Source organism: Streptomyces sp. NRRL F-5755 (genome assembly GCF_001279365.1).
In the GTDB taxonomy this organism is placed as follows: Bacteria; Actinomycetota; Actinomycetes; order Streptomycetales; family Streptomycetaceae; genus Streptomyces; species Streptomyces rimosus.
Genome location: NZ_LGCW01000063.1, coordinates 1 through 14,799 on the forward strand (window position 1 = coordinate 1; position 14,799 = coordinate 14,799).

Here is a 14,799-nt window from a genome sequence, read left to right on the forward strand (position 1 = left end):
CCGGTGCAGGTCCGAACCGGCCACCCGCTGCGCGGTCCGGGTGATCCGGCCCAGCGGCGACAGGACGCGGCCGGCCATCGCGTACCCGAAGGCGAACGCGACCACGGTGAGGCCCAGCAGCGCCAGCAGGGAGCGGTTGAGCAGGGTGTTCAGGGCCTGCGCCCGCTGGTGCTGGAGGCAGCTCTGGATCGCCTGGGTGAAGATCTCACCCGAGCTCTCGTTGGGCAGGTTGCAGACGTTGCTGGTGGCCGCGAAGTTGCCGCGCAGGATCTTGACGGGCAGCTCGCTGCCTTCCTGGAGCGCATTGGCGGCCAGCATGTAGATGATCGTGAGCAGCACGATGCCGGCCATCAGGAACATGCCGCCGTACAGCAGCGTGAGCCGTATCCGGATGGTCGGGCGCAGCCAGGGGAAGGGCCGGACGTTGACCGGCTTGGGGTCCCAGGTGGGCTTGGGCGGGGTGGCGGGCGGGGTGGGCGTCTTGGACGAGGTGGGCATCGCCGATCAGATCCGGTACCCCGAGCCCGGCACCGTGACGATGACCGCCGGCTCGCCCAGCTTGCGGCGCAGGGTCATGACCGTGACCCGTACGACGTTCGTGAACGGATCGGTGTTCTCGTCCCAGGCCTTCTCCAGCAGCTGCTCGGCCGAGACGACCGTGCCCTCGCTGCGCATCAGCACCTCCAGCACCGCGAACTCCTTCGGCGCGAGCTGGACCTCCTTGCCGTCGCGGAAGACCTCGCGGCGGTTCGGGTCCAGCTTGATGCCGGCCCGCTCCAGTACGGGTGGCAGGGCGACCGTCGTACGGCGGCCCAGGGCCCGTACGCGGGCGGTCAGCTCGGTGAAGGCGAACGGCTTGGGGAGGTAGTCGTCCGCGCCGATCTCCAGGCCCTCGACGCGGTCGCTGACGTCGCCGGAGGCGGTGAGCATCAGCACCCGGGTGGGCAGGCCCAGCTCGACGATCCGGCGGCAGACGTCGTCGCCGTGCACCAGCGGAAGGTCCCGGTCCAGCACGACCACGTCGTAGTCGTTGATCTCGATGCGTTCCTGGGCGGCCGCGCCGTCGTACACCACGTCGACGGCCATGGCCTCCCGGCGCAGCCCGGTGGCCACCGCATCGGCGAGCAGCTGCTCGTCCTCGACGACGAGAACACGCACGTCGCTAGTCCTTCCTCACAGCCCTGGGCGTACCGGGGCACGGCAAAATCGGAGCCCCTCCATCCTGCCCCGAACAGCTGTAAACCGGCAGTAAGAGGGGTGGCCGGTGGCGTACGGGACCTTCGGCCCGGGACCCGGGGTCCCTGCGGCGCGCCCCCGGAACGATGTCCTCCGGCCCGTTCCGGAATTCCCGGGCCGCTTGAGGTTTCCATGAGGTTGCCGCTGGGGAGGACGTCTGCACACCCGCGATCACGCCCTGTACGGCGCCATCTCGCGCTCTGATCCATCGCAGGGACCACGCCGTGATCGTCCCACCCGTCGGCACACCCCCGTGCCACCGACCCACGACGAGGGGGCGCACCATGGACGCGTTCACCGCAGGCATTCTGCAGCGCATACGGAACACCGAAGCCGACCTGGACCGGGCCCGCGAGGCGGGCGACGACTTCCTCGTCGAGGTGGAGCAGGCCGAGCTGGAGGATCTGCAGCGCCTTGCCAGCGAGCACGGCGTACAGGTCACCGCAGCCACCGCCTGAGCACCTCCCGGCCCCGTTTGACGACGGCAGCGCCCCGGTCCCGCGAAGGGGCCGGGGCGCTGTCGTGTGCGGGGGCGCGGGCGCTCAGTCGTGCCAGGCGCCCAGCTCCTCCAGCAGCGGCTGGAGCGTCGCGAACACGTCCGGCGAGGCGGCCACGGCCAGGTCGTTCGAGACCGGCTCGCCGGGGCGGCCGCCGGTCAGCGCGCCGGCCTCGCGGGCGATCAGGTCGCCGGCCGCCATGTCCCACGCGTTCAGCCCGCGCTCGTAGTAGCCGTCGAGGCGGCCGCAGGCCACGTCGCACAGGTCGATGGCGGCCGAGCCGCCGCGCCGGATGTCGCGGACCTGCGGCAGCAGGGTGCGCAGCACCTCGGCCTGGGCGGCGCGGCGCTCGCCGATGTAGGCGAAGCCCGTACCGATCAGGGCCTGGGAGAGCGGCGGGGCGGGGCGGCAGTGGACCGGCTCGCCGTTGCGGTACGCGCCGCCGCCCAGCACCGCGTGGTACGTCTCGCCGCGCATCGGCGCCGCCACCACGCCGGCGACGGTCTCGCCGTCCTTCTCGGCGGCGATGGACACCGCCCAGGACGGCAGCCCGTACAGGTAGTTGACCGTGCCGTCGACCGGGTCGATGACCCAGCGCACCCCGCTGCTGCCCACGACGCTGGCGCCTTCCTCCCCCAGGAAGCCGTCGGCGGGGCGCCGCTCGGCGAGGAAGCCGGTGATCAGCTTCTCGCTGGCGAGGTCCATCTCGGTGACGACGTCGATGGGGCTGGTCTTCGTGGCGGCCACGCCCAGGTCGGCGGGGCGGCCGTCGCGCAGCAGCTCACCCGCGCGGCGGGCGGCCTCCAGGGCCAGGTCGAGAAGTTCGGCGTACAGCGGGTCGGTCACGGTGCTCCTTGGCTCTGCGGGCGGCCGCTCGGGACGGCCGTGCGGGGCGGCGCGGGGCCGCCGGTGGCGGGCTCGGTACGGGTGCCTATCCCTGGACCTCCGTCACCGGCCCCGTCCAGTCCGCGCCCGCGGCGGCCGGGCGGGGCATACGGGCCGGGCAGCAGCCGATCGGGCACAGGTCGTGGCTGGGGCCCAGCTCGCCGAGCGCGCAGCGCGCCGGGGCGCCGCCGCTCTCGGCGGCGGCGCGCTCCAGCACCAGCTCGCGGACGGCCGCGGCGAAGCGCGGGTCGGCGCCGACGGTGGCGGAACGGGCGACCGGCAGGCCCAGTTCGGCGGCCTTGGCGGTGGCTTCGGTGTCGAGGTCGTACTTGACCTCCATGTGGTCCGAGACGAAGCCGATGGGGGCCATGACCACGGCGGGGACGCCGGCGCGGTGCACCTCTTCGAGGTGGTCGCAGATGTCCGGTTCCAGCCAGGGGATGTGCGGGGCGCCGCTGCGGGACTGGTAGACCAGCCGCCACGGGTGGTCGACGCCGGTCTCCTCGCGGACCGCGTCGGCGATCACCCGGGCCACGTCCAGGTGCTGGGCGACGTACGCGCCGCCCTCGCCGTCCTCGGTGTGGTCCGCCGGGGTGCCGGAGGTGTCGGCGGCGGCGGTCGGGATGGAGTGGGTGGTGAAGGCGATGTGCGCGCGGTCGCGGACGTCCGTGGGGAGTTCGGCGAGCGAGGCGAGCACGCCGTCGACCATGGGGCGCACGAAGCCGGGGTGGTTGAAGTAGTGCCGCAGCTTGTCGACCTGGGGCACGGGCAGGCCGTCGGCCTGGAGGGTGGCCAGCGCGTCGGCCAGGTTCTCGCGGTACTGGCGGCAGCCGGAATACGAGGCGTAGGCGCTGGTGGCGAGGACGGCGATGCGGCGGCGGCCGTCGCGGACCATCTCGCGCAGCGTGTCGACCAGATAGGGCGCCCAGTTGCGGTTGCCCCAGTAGACGGGCAGGTCCAGGCCGTTCTCGGCGAAGTCCTTGCGCAGGGCGTCCAGCAGCTCGCGGTTCTGCGCGTTGATCGGGCTGACGCCGCCGAACAGGAAGTAGTGCCGGCCCACCTCCTTCAGGCGCTCGCGGGGGATGCCGCGGCCGCGGGTGACGTTCTCCAGGAAGGGGACGACGTCGTCCGGGCCTTCGGGGCCGCCGAAGGACAGCAGCAGCAGGGCGTCGTAGGGACCGGGGGTCCCGCCGGCGGTTGAAAGGGGCGGATCGCACTGTTCGGGCATGCCATCGATCCTGCCACCAGCCACTGACAGCCGGAAAACCGGAGGCGCCCACGCGGGCACCGCGCGTAAGCTGTGTCGGCCCCCGACATGCCTTACCGACCGCCGGACCACCGGCAGTCGGCCCTCACCGGCGGAGTCCTCATTGCCCAGCCCCTACCGCGCCCTCTTCGACACCCCCGGTACCAGGTCCTTCACGGCGGCCGGCTTCCTGGGCCGTATGACGCTCTCGATGGCGAGCATCGGCATCGTCACGATGGTCTCCCTGCTCACCGGCCGGTACGGCCTGGCGGGCGCGCTGGCGGCGACCGTCGCGCTGGCCTCGGCCGTGCTCAGCCCGCAGGTCTCCCGGCTGGTGGACCGGCACGGCCAGCGCCGGGTGCTGCGCCCGGTCACCCTGATCTCGGCGGCGGCCATGGCGGGGCTGCTGGTGAGCGCGCAGCAGGGCTGGCCGGACTGGACGCTGTTCGTCTTCACCGCGTGCTCGGGTTGCGTGCCGAGCGTCGGCGCGATGGTCCGGGCCCGCTGGGCGACGGTCCATCAGGACGCGCCGCGGCTGCTGCACACCGCGTACTCCTGGGAGTCGATCGTCGACGAGGTGTGCTTCATCATCGGGCCGATCCTCTCCATCGGCCTGTGCACCTCCTGGTTCCCCGAGGCGGGCCCGCTGCTGGCGACGGTCTTCCTGGTGGCCGGGGTCTTCTGGCTGACGGCGCAGCGCGCGACCGAGCCGCCGCCGCATCCGCGCGAACACCACGGCAAGGGCTCGGCGTTGCGCTCGCGCGGTCTGCAGGTACTGGTGCTCACGTTCACGGCGACCGGCGCGATCTTCGGGGCGATCGACGTGGTGACGCTGGCGTTCGCCGAGGAGCAGGGCCACCAGGGCGCCGCCAGCCTGGTGCTGGCGACCTACGCGCTCGGCTCGTGCACCGCCGGCGTCGTCTTCGGCATGCTGCACTTCAAGGGCCCGGCCGCCCGGCGGTGGCTGGTGGGCGTGTGTGCGATGGCCGTGAGTATGATCCCGCTCCAACTGGTCGGGAACCTGCCGCTCCTGGCCGTGGCGCTCTTCTTCGCGGGCCTGGCCATCGCGCCGACGATGGTGACCACCATGGCCCTCGTCGAGCAGCACGTACCGCGCGCGAACCTGACCGAGGGCATGACCTGGACCAGCACCGGGCTCGCGGTCGGTGTGGCGCTCGGCTCGTCGGCCGCCGGCTGGGTGGTGGACGCGGCCGGGGCCGGGCGCGGCTACCTGGTGCCGGCCGTGGCGGGGGCGCTCGCGGCGGCGGTGGCGTTCCTCGGATACCGCCGGCTGCGGCCGGCGCCGCAGCGTGAGGGGACGGGCGCAGATGGCCGAGGCACACAGGACGACCGGCAGGACGGACACGGGCGCGCGGACGGTACGGACGCGGACGGCACGGGGGAAGGCGCCCCGGCCCGCCTGGCGTAACTGGGCGGGCAACGTCACCGTACGGCCGGCGCGGAGCGTCGCACCGGCCTCCACCGAGGAACTGGCCGCCGCGATCCGCAAGGCGGCGGCCGACGGGCTGACGGTCAAGGCGGCCGGCACCGGCCACTCCTTCACCGCGGCCGCCGCCACCGACGGGCTCCTCATACGGCCCGAGCGCCTGACCGGCATACGGAAGGTGGACCCCGCCGCCGGCACCGTGACCGTGGCGGCGGGCACCACGCTCAAGCACCTCAATCAGGCGCTCGCCTCGCACGGCCTGTCGCTGGCCAACATGGGCGACATCATGGAGCAGACGGTCTCCGGCGCGGTCAGTACCGGCACGCACGGCACCGGCCGCGACTCGGCGTCCGTCGCCGCGCAGCTCACCGGGCTCGAACTGGTCACGGCGGACGGGTCGGTGCTCACCTGCTCCGCCGCCGAGAACCCGGAGGTCTTCGCGGCGGCCCGGGTGGGGCTGGGCGCGCTGGGGGTGATCAGCTCGGTCACCTTCGCGGTGGAGCCGCAGTTCTGGCTGGCGGCCTGCGAGGAGCCGATGTCCTTCGAGCAGGTGACGGCCGAGTTCGACCGGCTCGTCGCCGAGAACGAGCACTTCGAGTTCTACTGGTTCCCGCACACCGGCAACTGCAACACCAAGCGCAACAACCGCAGCCTGGGCCCCGTCGCCCCGCTCGGCCGGATCAGCGGCTGGATCGACGACGAGCTGCTCTCCAACGGGGTCTTCCGCGCCGCGTGCGCCGTCGGCCGGGCGGTGCCCGCCACCGTTCCGGGCATCGCCCGCCTCTCCAGCCGCGCGCTGTCCGCCCGTTCGTACACCGACATCCCGTACAAGGTCTTCACCAGCCCGCGCCGGGTGCGCTTCATGGAGATGGAGTACGCGCTGCCGCGGGAGGCCGCCGTGGCGGCGCTGCGCGAGCTGCGGACGCTGGTGGAGCGCTCGGACTTCCGGGTGAGCTTCCCGGTGGAGGTGCGCACCGCGCCGGCCGACGACATCCCGCTGTCCACCGCCTCCGCGCGGGACACCGCCTATCTCGCCGTGCACATGTACCGGGGGACGCCGTACCGGGCGTACTTCAGCGCGGCCGAGCGGATCATGACGGCGCACGGCGGCCGGCCGCACTGGGGGAAGCTGCACAGCCGCGACGCCGCTTACCTGGCCAGCGTCTACCCGCAATTCGCGGAGTTCGCCGCGCTGCGCGACCGGCTGGACCCTGGGCGCCTGTTCACCAACGCCTACCTGCGACGGGTGCTGGGTTCGTGACGCCGACGGCCGTTCCGCACGACCCCCCGGACGGCTGAATCGCTCAGCCGGCCTAACGTCCTGGACGGATGAACGCGGCCGGCCGCTCCACGGGCCCGGCAGCACGGCGGCCCGGACCGGCGTGCTGCCGGGTCCGGGCCGGTCGGCCGCCGCCCGCGCGGGGCGGCCGGCGGCGTTCTCGGGGCCAAAGGGATTCGGTCCCGTTGCCCCACGGAATTCCGTCCTCGTACCGAAGGGGATTGGGTCCTCGTGCGGGGCGGCATTTAGTCCCGCGCGGGCGCGGATTTCCGTACCGCGTTCACGAGGATTTCGGGTCCGGCACCTGCTGTCCGCCGGGCTGCTGCTTGTTCCGGTCGCTCGAATCGCCCTGGGAACCGTCCTTGGAGTCGTCACCGCCCTTGCCGGTGTCGCCGCCGGCGGACTTGGACGGCTGCGGGCTCGGCGGCGGGGTGGGCCTGCCGCTCTTGCCCGGGTCCGGGCTCGGCGAGGACGACTGCCCCGTACCGCCGGTGGTGCCGTCCTTGTCGCGGCCGGTGCCGGTGGAGCCGCTGGGGGCGGGCGACGGGGTGCCGCCGGTGCCGCCCGTCGTGCCGTCACCGTGCGAGGTGCCGGGCGACGGCGAGTCGGTGGCGGGCGGTGTCTTGTCCTCGGACTTGTGCCCGCCGCCGTTCGTCAGGACGTTGCCCACGGAGGTGCCCGGGCCGCCGGACGCGTCCTGACCGGTCAGCAGCTCTACGCAGGTGACGGCGCCCATGGACAGCACGAAGATGGCCAGCGCGGCCAGGGCGGGGCGCTTCCAGCCGCGCAGCCGGGTGCCGTACGTGGCGGTGCTGACCTCGTCGGGCCGCGGCACCGCGGTGGCCCCGGCCGGGCGGCCGCCGGGACGTACCTGCCCCAGCGCCACGGTCCGGTCGTCGAGCCGCGGCACCATCTGTGTCCGGTCGGTGGGCCGGCCTCCCGTTCCGGCCTGCCCGAGGAGCTGCGTGGCGTCCGCGTCCGGCCCGCCGGCCTGCGGCAGCAGCTGCGTACGGTCCGTGCCGTCGGCCGCGCGCGGGTCCTTGGCGGCGACGGAGGTGATCTCGTCCTCCGCCCCCGAGCGGTCGAAGGTGGGCAGCACCAGGCCGGCGCCGGTCCCCGGCCCGGGCTCCGGCGTTCTGCGCCTGACCGAGGAGCGCCGCGGTTTCGGCCGGGTGCCGACCGTCGCGACCTCCTTGATCTGCTCGCCGGTGCGCCGGAAGAGGTGCTGGAAGAGCGAGCCACCGGTGGTGGCCACGACACTCACCACACCCGCGCCGATGATGGTCCCGTACACGCCGAGCTGTCCGGCGAGAAACGCGGCGACGGCTGCCGCGAGGGCACTGCCGGCGACCTGAGCCACGCTCAGGTCGAGCCGTTTCTCCTTGTTCTTTGTGTCGGTATCGCTTTTGTTGTCCATCTCCAGCCTTTGATCGCCCCTTCGATCCATCCTGCACGGACAAGTGACCTATGTGCGAAGCCGGTAGTTCCGATTCTGTGGATTCTGTGAACCTCGCCACCCGTCACGCGGTGTAGAGAGATCGACAAGGCGACCAACTCCCTTGGCGCAGGTGAACTTCGGCGGCGCGGCGGTCCACCTCAGTGGCCCGAATGGAGTACTGTGGCGAGCCCTGGCCCCGGAATCCCGTCCGGCTGCCCGAATACGGGGGAAGGGGCCGGCAGGTGGCACTCACCCCCGGGTGCCGCCACCGGGCACGGGTGACTGGGAGCAGGAACAGGACATGGTCACTGAGCGTTGCGAACAGGTAACCGTGTCATAACGGCGTTTCTGGGCCAAGCCTCGACACGCCGGGTAACTCGGCAATGTTGTGGCAGGCTGCACCCGGGCAGGCCACACTCGACTAGCGGAAGCAGCGACGCACGTGACGTCGGCAGGCACCACCCGGGAGGTCCCCATGCCCGAACTGCGTGTCGTGGCCGTCTCCAACGACGGCACACGGCTGGTGCTCAAAGCTGCGGACAGCACCGAGTACACGCTTCCGATCGACGAACGGCTGCGCGCCGCGGTCCGCAACGACCGCGCGCGGCTCGGCCAGATCGAGATCGAGGTCGAGAGCCACCTGCGCCCACGGGACATCCAGGCCCGTATAAGGGCCGGTGCGTCCGCCGAGGAGGTCGCCCAGCTCGCCGGCATCCCGGTCGACCGGGTGCGCCGCTTCGAGGGCCCGGTGCTCGCCGAGCGCGCGTTCATGGCCGAGCGCGCCCGTAAGACGCCCGTACGCCGCCCCGGGGAGAACACCGGCCCGCAGCTCGGCGAGGCCGTCGCGGAGCGGCTGCTGCTGCGCGGCGCCGACAAGGACTCCGTGCAGTGGGACTCCTGGCGGCGCGACGACGGCACCTGGGAAGTGCTGCTGGTCTACCGGGTCGCGGCCGAGCCCCACTCGGCGAGCTGGACCTACGACCCGCCCCGGCGGCTCGTCCAGGCCGTCGACGACGAGGCGCGGGCGCTGATCGGCGAGACCGACGACACCCCGGAGCCCAGCTTCCCCTTCGTGCCGCGTATCGCGCGGCTGCCGCGCGACCGTCCGCTGGACCGCGCCCTGGACCGCCAGTCCCAGGACCGCGACCGCGATCGCGACCGTACGGGCGGCGAGGACGACGAGCAGGTGCGGGCGGCGGACGGTTCGGGCGAGCGCGACTCGCTCACCAGCCTCCTGGAGGCGGTGCCCAGCTTCCGGGGCGACATGGTCGTACCGGAGACCCCGAAGGTGCCGCAGCAGGAGGAGGCGGCCGAGGAGGAGGAGCTGGAGGAGCCGGCCGCTCCGGCGGCGAGCGCGGGCGCGGGCTCGGCCTACGCCGACGTGCTCATGCCACGGGCGGTGGCCGGCCACCGCGACCGTCTGACGGGCACCACCGACCGCCAGGCCGAGGCCGACGGCGTCCGGCCGGGGCGTCGGGCCGCCGTGCCGAGCTGGGACGAGATCGTCTTCGGGACGCGGCGCAAGAAACCGGAATGAGACCCTCCGGCCGGGCGGCGAAGCCCGGCCGGAAAGCTTTCCCCAGGCGTCAGCCCGGCTGGGCCCCGGTGGCCACCGGACGGGTCGGGTCCGCCGACCACTCGCTCCAGGAGCCCACGTACAGCGCCGCCGGCACCCCCGCGACGGCGAGAGCCAGCACCTCCTGCGCGGCGGAGACGCCCGAACCGCAGTAGACCCCGACCTCGGTGTCCGGGGTGGCCCCGAGGCCCGAGAAACGGCCGGCCAGCTCGGCGGGCGGCAGGAACCTGCCGTCGGCGGCGAGGTTCTCGGTCGTCGGCGCGGACAGCGCGCCGGGGATGTGTCCGGCGACGCGGTCGATGGGCTCCACCTCGCCGCGGTAGCGCTCACCGGCCCGCGCGTCCAGGAGGACGCCGCGCCGTGCCAGGGCCGCCGCCTCGTCCGCCGTCAGCAGCGGCAGCGCGCCGGGCGCCGCGGCGAAGTCGCCCAGCTCCGGGGACGGTACGTCGGTGCTCAGCTCGCCGCCGGACGCGGTCCAGGCGGCCAGGCCGCCGTCCAGGACGCGTACCGAGGGGTGCCCGGTGTAGCGCAGCATCCACCAGGCGCGGGCCGCCGACCACCCTTGGGCGCCGTCGTAGACGACGACCGGACGGTCCGCGCAGACCCCGGCGCGGCGCATGGTCTCGGCGAAGGCGTCGAGGTCCGGGAGCGGGTGGCGGCCGGCCGGGCCCGCGGGCGCGGCGAGTTCGGCGTCCATGTCCACGTAGACCGCGCCGGGTACGTGCCCGGCCTCGTACTCGGGGCGGCCGGGCGGGCCGCCGAGCCGGTAGCGGACGTCAAGGAGGACCGGCGGCGTCCCGGACGCCAGCTCCTCCGCCAGCTCGGCTGCGGTGATAAGGGGATTCATGGGGGTCATCCTCGCGCAAGGGCGGGCCCGCCCTGAAGGCGGTCTCCGGGCCCGGCGCCCCCGGAATCGCGCTTCCCCGAACGGCAACGTCACCGAAACGGATGTGAAACATCAAATCGGGCATGTTCCCACGGGAACGCGCCGAAGACGGCGCGGCCGGGGCACGCACCGGATGAGGGGTGCGAGCATCTGCACGGGACGGCGCACTCGCGCCCGGTCCCCGCACGGCCACCACCCCGATGGTCCGAGGAGAGAGTGACGATGACGACCGAGGCAACGACTCGGCGGACGCCCGGCGCGCCTTGCTGGGTGAGTCTCATGGTGCACGACCTGGCCGCGACCGAGCAGTTCTACGGCGCGCTGTTCGGCTGGGAGTTCAAACCGGGACCGCAGCACTTCGGTCCGTACGTCCGGGCGTATCTGCAGGGGCGGGAGGTGGCCGGGATCGGGGAACTGGCACCCGAACGTCAGCTTCGCGTCGCCTGGACCACGTATCTCGCGAGTGACGACGCGGACGCGGCGGCCGAGCAGATCCGCGGCTGCGGCGGCACGGTCGCGGTCGGGCCGCTGGACGCGGACGACGAGGCCGGGCGGATGGCGATCGCCTCCGACCCGCAGGGCGCGGTCTTCGGGCTGTGGCAGGGCAAGGAGATGGTGGGCGCGGCGCTGGTCGGGGTGCCCGGCACGCCGGTGTGGAACGAGCTGGTGACCCGCGGGACGGACGTCGCCGCCTTCTACCGGGCGGTGTTCGGCTACGAGACCCACCTGGAACCGGCGGCCGGTGCCGACTACCTGACGCTGCATCTGAAGGACCGGCCGGTGGCGGGCGTCCACGGTGTGGGCGACGCGCTGCCGCGCGAGCCGGGGCCGCACTGGGTGACGTACTTCGCCACCGCGGACACCGATGCCGCGGTACGGCGGGTGGTCGAGCTGGGCGGCCAGGAGGTCCGGGCGGCCCGGGACACCCCGTACGGGCGGGTGGCGATGGTGGCCGACCCGGAGGGGGCGGAGTTCGCCCTGCTCCAGCGGAAGGAGTGAGCGGCCGGGTACGGGGCGGCCTCGGCGCGCCCCGTACCCGCCGCGCTACTTGACCGTGTCCACCGGCAGTACGTCCGGGGAGAGCGCCGCCGCATGGGCCGAGGCGGCGGTCTGGCGGCGCCGGTGATGGCGGCGGCACAGCACCTCGTAGCCGACCTCGGCGGGGGCGCTGTGCACGTCGCCGATGACGACCTGCGCGCCCTCGACGACCATCTGGCCGTCGAGGGTGCGGGCATTGTGCGTGGCGCGCGCGCCGCACCAGCACAGGGCCTCGACCTGGAGCACCTCTATCCGGTCGGCGAGTTCCACCAGGCGCTGCGAGCCGGGGAAGAGCTTGCTGCGGAAGTCGGTGCTGATGCCGAAGGCGAAGACGTCCAGCTCCAGGTCGTCCACGACGCGCGCGAGCTGGTCGATCTGGTCCGGGGCGAGGAACTGCGCCTCGTCGGCGATGACGTAGTCGACCCGGCCGCCGGAGCTGAGCGTGCCGACGATATGGGCGTAGAAGTCGGTGTCGTCGGTGACCTCGACGGCCTCGGTGACCAGGCCGAGGCGGGAGGAGAGCTTGCCGCGGCCGGCCCGGTCGTCCCGCGCGTAGATCATCCCTTGCAGTCCGCGGGCCGAGCGGTTGTGCTCGATCTGCAGAGCGAGGGTGCTCTTTCCGCAGTCCATCGTTCCGGAGAAGAACACCAGCTCGGGCATGGGAGAACGCGGGCCTTTCGGGCTCGTATCGGGTGGGGCGGGCGGGCGCGCGGCGGCGCGCCCGCCGTGCGGCGGGGTCGGGGCGGGGCGCGGGGCCCGTGGGGTCAGGTGCGCACTTCGAGGAGCGGGACGAGTTGTTCGGCGGGGGTCATCGAGCCGTGCATGCCGACCATCGCGGACTCGCGCGGCTCGGTCTCGCTCGCCACGATCACCATGTCGGCGTGCGCGGCGGCGACGACGTCACCGATGCGGGCCCGGACCCGGTCGTCGACCCGGGGGCCGAACCACCCGGCGGCGATGGCCTCGTCACGGCCCGCCACCCACATGTGTTCCCCGACCACTTCGCGCCATACCGCGAGCACGTCACCGGCCGCGCCGGGGTGGGCGTACAGATGCCGCGCCCGTCCCTCGCCGCCCAGCAGGCGCACTCCGGCGCGCAGTTCCCAGTCCTCGTCGAAGTCGATACGGGACTCCGGGCCGAACGGGATGTCGATCATGCCGTGGTCGGCGGTGATGTACAGGGCGGAGCGCGGCGGCAGTTGCTCGGCGAGGCGCTGGGCGAGCCGGTCGACGTACATCAGCTGGCCGCGCCAGGCGTCGGAGTCCACGCCGTAGCGGTGCCCGGCGCCGTCCACCTCGGCGTAGTAGGTATAGACCAGCGAGCGGCCGGCGGCGGCGAGCTGCTCGGCCGCCAGGTCCATGCGCTCCTCGCCGGCCAGCCGGCCGTGGAACGTGCCGCCGCTGAGCGCGATCTCGGTGAGCGGGGTGCGCTCGAAGTTCGGCGAGGAGACCTGGCAGGTGTGGATGCCCGCGGCGTGCGCCTGCTGGAAGACGGTCGGGTACGGCTGCCAGGCGTGCGGATCGGTCCACGGGTACCAGCGCAGCTGGTTCATCAGCTCGCCGGTGTCCGGGTCGAGGCAGGTGTAGCCCACCAGGCCGTGGGCGCCCGGCGGCCGGCCGGTGCCGACCGAGGCCAGCGAGGCGGCGGTGGTGGCCGGGAAGCCCGCGGTGATCGGGCGGCCGGTGCGGTTGAACGAGCTGTCCAGAAGGGACGTCAGGAACGGCGCTTCGTCCGGGTGGTCGCGCAGCAGCTGCCAGCCGAGGCCGTCGACGAGGAAGACGCAGACGCGGTCGGCGGGGTCCAGATCCATGCCCGGCTGCCCGGTGCCGGGCAGGGTGAGGCCCTGGCCCGCGGTGACGGCGGGCAGCAGATCGGCGAGCGAGCCGGTGCCGTACGCGGGCACCGGCGCGCCGGCCAGGTCGAGGGGTTCGGGTTCCGGCCAGGCGGGGACGGCGTGTGCCATCAGCGGGTGGTGGCCGCGGTGGCCTCGGACAGGGCCTGGGCGAACGCGAGGGTCTGCCGGACGGTGTCCGGGCCGTCACCCGCCTCGCTGACCCGCAGCGACAGGTCGTCGGCGGTCGAGGAGCCGGTGTAGCCGTGGTCCGCCTCGCAGTTGGGGTCGCCGCAGGTGGCGGGCTCCAGGTCCAGGCGGGCGACGGCGCCCCAGCCGATGGTCAGCACGACCTCGCGGGGCAGCCGGCCCGGGGTGTACGACTCGGGGTTGGCGACCACCCGGCTGAGCACGACGGACGAGATCCGGCCCAGCTTGACCGACTCGGTGGAGGTGGTGGCGTACGGCGAGGGGGAGGTGTCGTCGGCGGACTGCTCGTCGGTGTGGCTGACGATGAAGCGGGTGCCCGTCAGGACCAGGACCGTGACGTGGCGGCGGACCTCGTTGGCGTCGAAGGTCGTCTCCTGGTGGACCAAGTACGACACCACCGGCTCGCCGCCGACCGCGGCCTGCACCGCCTCGGCCACCAGGGCCGGGTAATAGCCGCTGCGCTCGATCGCCGCGCGCAGCCCTTGGGTCGTCGTACCGGTCTTAGCCATGCGGCCATCTTACGGGGCGTACCGGCCGGGGCGGGTCCGAGCGCCGGTGTCCGGGACCCGGCCCGGTGTTCGGGAACCGGCCGCGGGTCCGGGCCGCGGTGGTCAGTAGGCGGGCATGCGGCGGGGGCCCAGGTCGGTGGTGGCCGGCGGGCGGGCCAGGCGGACCGTGGCGTCCAGGACGGCGAGGCCGTGCGGGGCGACGACGACCGGCTCCAGGTCGACGCCGACGACCTCGGGGTGGTCGTCGACCAGCCGGGAGACCCGCAGCAGCAGGTCCTCCAGCGCCGCGGTGTCCACCGGCTGGCTGCCGCGCCAGCCGAACAGCAGGGGCGCGGTGCGGATGGAGCGTATCTGCTCGGCGACGTCGCGGTCGGTGGCCGGGATGAGGCGGTGCGCGGTGTCGCCGAGGAGCTGCGAGGGGGCGCCGGCCAGGCCGAAGGAGAGGACGGCGCCGGCGGCCGGGTCGATGGCGGCGCGGATGACCGTGTCGACGCCGCGCGGCACCATCGACTGGACGACCGGGCGCAGCTCCGCCGGCTTGCCGAGGAAGTCGGTCAGCTCCGCGTAGGCGCGGCGCAGCTCGGCCTCGCCGGGCAGGTCGAGGCGGACGCCGCCGAGGTCGGGGCGGTGCCGCAGGTGGGGTGCGGTGGTCTTCAGGGCGACGGGGTAGCCCAGGCGGGCGGCGGCGCGCACGGCGGTGTCCGGGTCGGGGGCCGGGTG

14 protein-coding genes and 1 pseudogene are annotated in these 14,799 nt (G+C 73.7%); 5 read left to right on the forward strand and 10 right to left on the reverse strand.

The window, feature by feature from the left end:
- Positions 1-498, reverse strand: a pseudogene (locus ADK86_RS09695) (two-component sensor histidine kinase); the annotation flags it as partial.
- Between the two features lie 6 nt (positions 499-504).
- A complete protein-coding gene (locus ADK86_RS09700) occupies positions 505-1,158 on the reverse strand; it encodes a response regulator transcription factor (protein WP_003982533.1) in 654 nt (217 codons plus the stop codon).
- Between the two features lie 362 nt (positions 1,159-1,520).
- Between ADK86_RS09700 and ADK86_RS43740 the strand changes: the two genes are divergently transcribed.
- Positions 1,521-1,694, forward strand: coding sequence for a hypothetical protein (locus tag ADK86_RS43740; protein WP_003982535.1), 174 nt, complete (start codon positions 1,521-1,523; stop codon positions 1,692-1,694).
- 84 nt (positions 1,695-1,778) lie between these two features.
- Here ADK86_RS43740 and ADK86_RS09705 read toward each other — a convergent pair whose 3' ends face one another.
- Together ADK86_RS09705 and ADK86_RS09710 are read right to left on the reverse strand one after the other, a co-directional pair.
- Positions 1,779-2,579, reverse strand: coding sequence for an inositol monophosphatase family protein (locus ADK86_RS09705; RefSeq protein ID WP_053696204.1), 801 nt, complete (start codon positions 2,577-2,579; stop codon positions 1,779-1,781).
- An 85-nt stretch (positions 2,580-2,664) separates the two neighbouring features.
- Complete coding sequence (locus tag ADK86_RS09710; RefSeq protein ID WP_053696205.1) at positions 2,665-3,846, reverse strand: ferrochelatase; 1,182 nt, start codon at positions 3,844-3,846, stop codon at positions 2,665-2,667.
- 142 nt (positions 3,847-3,988) lie between these two features.
- Between ADK86_RS09710 and ADK86_RS09715 the strand changes: the two genes are divergently transcribed.
- Both ADK86_RS09715 and ADK86_RS09720 read left to right on the forward strand, forming a co-directional pair.
- Positions 3,989-5,293, forward strand: a complete 1,305-nt coding sequence (locus ADK86_RS09715; protein ID WP_053696206.1) for an MFS transporter — start codon at positions 3,989-3,991, stop codon at positions 5,291-5,293.
- Positions 5,193-6,572: a D-arabinono-1,4-lactone oxidase gene (locus ADK86_RS09720; RefSeq protein ID WP_053696207.1), complete on the forward strand. Its 1,380-nt coding sequence runs from the start codon at positions 5,193-5,195 to the stop codon at positions 6,570-6,572. The genes ADK86_RS09715 and ADK86_RS09720 overlap by 101 nt, the downstream gene beginning before the upstream one ends.
- Positions 6,573-6,870: 298 nt before the next feature.
- On the opposite strand, the gene ADK86_RS09725 is transcribed toward ADK86_RS09720, so the two are convergent.
- Complete coding sequence (locus ADK86_RS09725) at positions 6,871-8,007, reverse strand: hypothetical protein (RefSeq protein ID WP_053696208.1); 1,137 nt, start codon at positions 8,005-8,007, stop codon at positions 6,871-6,873.
- A 496-nt stretch (positions 8,008-8,503) separates the two neighbouring features.
- Between ADK86_RS09725 and sepH the strand changes: the two genes are divergently transcribed.
- Complete coding sequence (gene sepH, locus ADK86_RS09730; RefSeq protein WP_053696209.1) at positions 8,504-9,565, forward strand: septation protein SepH; 1,062 nt, start codon at positions 8,504-8,506, stop codon at positions 9,563-9,565.
- A 49-nt stretch (positions 9,566-9,614) separates the two neighbouring features.
- On the opposite strand, the gene ADK86_RS09735 is transcribed toward sepH, so the two are convergent.
- Positions 9,615-10,451, reverse strand: a complete 837-nt coding sequence (locus tag ADK86_RS09735) for a sulfurtransferase (RefSeq protein ID WP_199834377.1) — start codon at positions 10,449-10,451, stop codon at positions 9,615-9,617.
- Between the two features lie 261 nt (positions 10,452-10,712).
- Here ADK86_RS09735 and ADK86_RS09740 point away from each other — a divergent pair, with 261 nt between their 5' ends.
- The gene (locus ADK86_RS09740; protein ID WP_053696211.1) at positions 10,713-11,489 is read left to right on the forward strand and encodes a VOC family protein; all 777 of its coding nucleotides are present in this window, start codon (positions 10,713-10,715) and stop codon (positions 11,487-11,489) included.
- Between the two features lie 45 nt (positions 11,490-11,534).
- Here ADK86_RS09740 and ADK86_RS09745 read toward each other — a convergent pair whose 3' ends face one another.
- From ADK86_RS09745 to ADK86_RS09760, 4 genes are all read right to left on the reverse strand, one after another.
- Entirely contained in the window at positions 11,535-12,188 is a 654-nt protein-coding gene (locus tag ADK86_RS09745) for a thymidine kinase (RefSeq protein WP_003981822.1), read from the reverse strand.
- Positions 12,189-12,292: 104 nt separating this feature from the next.
- Entirely contained in the window at positions 12,293-13,492 is a 1,200-nt protein-coding gene (locus ADK86_RS09750) for an alkaline phosphatase family protein (protein WP_053696212.1), read from the reverse strand.
- Positions 13,492-14,079, reverse strand: a complete 588-nt coding sequence (locus ADK86_RS09755) for a DUF5998 family protein (RefSeq protein ID WP_003981824.1) — start codon at positions 14,077-14,079, stop codon at positions 13,492-13,494. Before ADK86_RS09755 ends, ADK86_RS09750 begins: the two co-directional genes overlap by 1 nt.
- Before the next feature lie 102 nt (positions 14,080-14,181).
- The coding region (locus ADK86_RS09760; protein ID WP_199834378.1) for an acetate--CoA ligase family protein at positions 14,182-14,799 on the reverse strand (618 nt) is incomplete at its 5' end.

What these genes read in the sequence shown, in the direction of transcription:
- ADK86_RS43740 (WP_003982535.1), top strand. Translation starts at nt 1,521, where the DNA reads ATGGACGCGTTCACCGCAGGCATTCTGCAGCGCATACGGAACACCGAA.
- ADK86_RS09710 (WP_053696205.1), bottom strand. Translation starts at nt 3,846, where the DNA reads ATGCCCGAACAGTGCGATCCGCCCCTTTCAACCGCCGGCGGGACCCCC.
- ADK86_RS09720 (WP_053696207.1), top strand. Translation starts at nt 5,193, where the DNA reads ATGGCCGAGGCACACAGGACGACCGGCAGGACGGACACGGGCGCGCGG.
- ADK86_RS09725 (WP_053696208.1), bottom strand. Translation starts at nt 8,007, where the DNA reads ATGGACAACAAAAGCGATACCGACACAAAGAACAAGGAGAAACGGCTC.
- sepH (WP_053696209.1), top strand. Translation starts at nt 8,504, where the DNA reads ATGCCCGAACTGCGTGTCGTGGCCGTCTCCAACGACGGCACACGGCTG.
- ADK86_RS09735 (WP_199834377.1), bottom strand. Translation starts at nt 10,451, where the DNA reads ATGAATCCCCTTATCACCGCAGCCGAGCTGGCGGAGGAGCTGGCGTCC.
- ADK86_RS09740 (WP_053696211.1), top strand. Translation starts at nt 10,713, where the DNA reads ATGACGACCGAGGCAACGACTCGGCGGACGCCCGGCGCGCCTTGCTGG.
- ADK86_RS09745 (WP_003981822.1), bottom strand. Translation starts at nt 12,188, where the DNA reads ATGCCCGAGCTGGTGTTCTTCTCCGGAACGATGGACTGCGGAAAGAGC.
- ADK86_RS09750 (WP_053696212.1), bottom strand. Translation starts at nt 13,492, where the DNA reads ATGGCACACGCCGTCCCCGCCTGGCCGGAACCCGAACCCCTCGACCTG.
- ADK86_RS09755 (WP_003981824.1), bottom strand. Translation starts at nt 14,079, where the DNA reads ATGGCTAAGACCGGTACGACGACCCAAGGGCTGCGCGCGGCGATCGAG.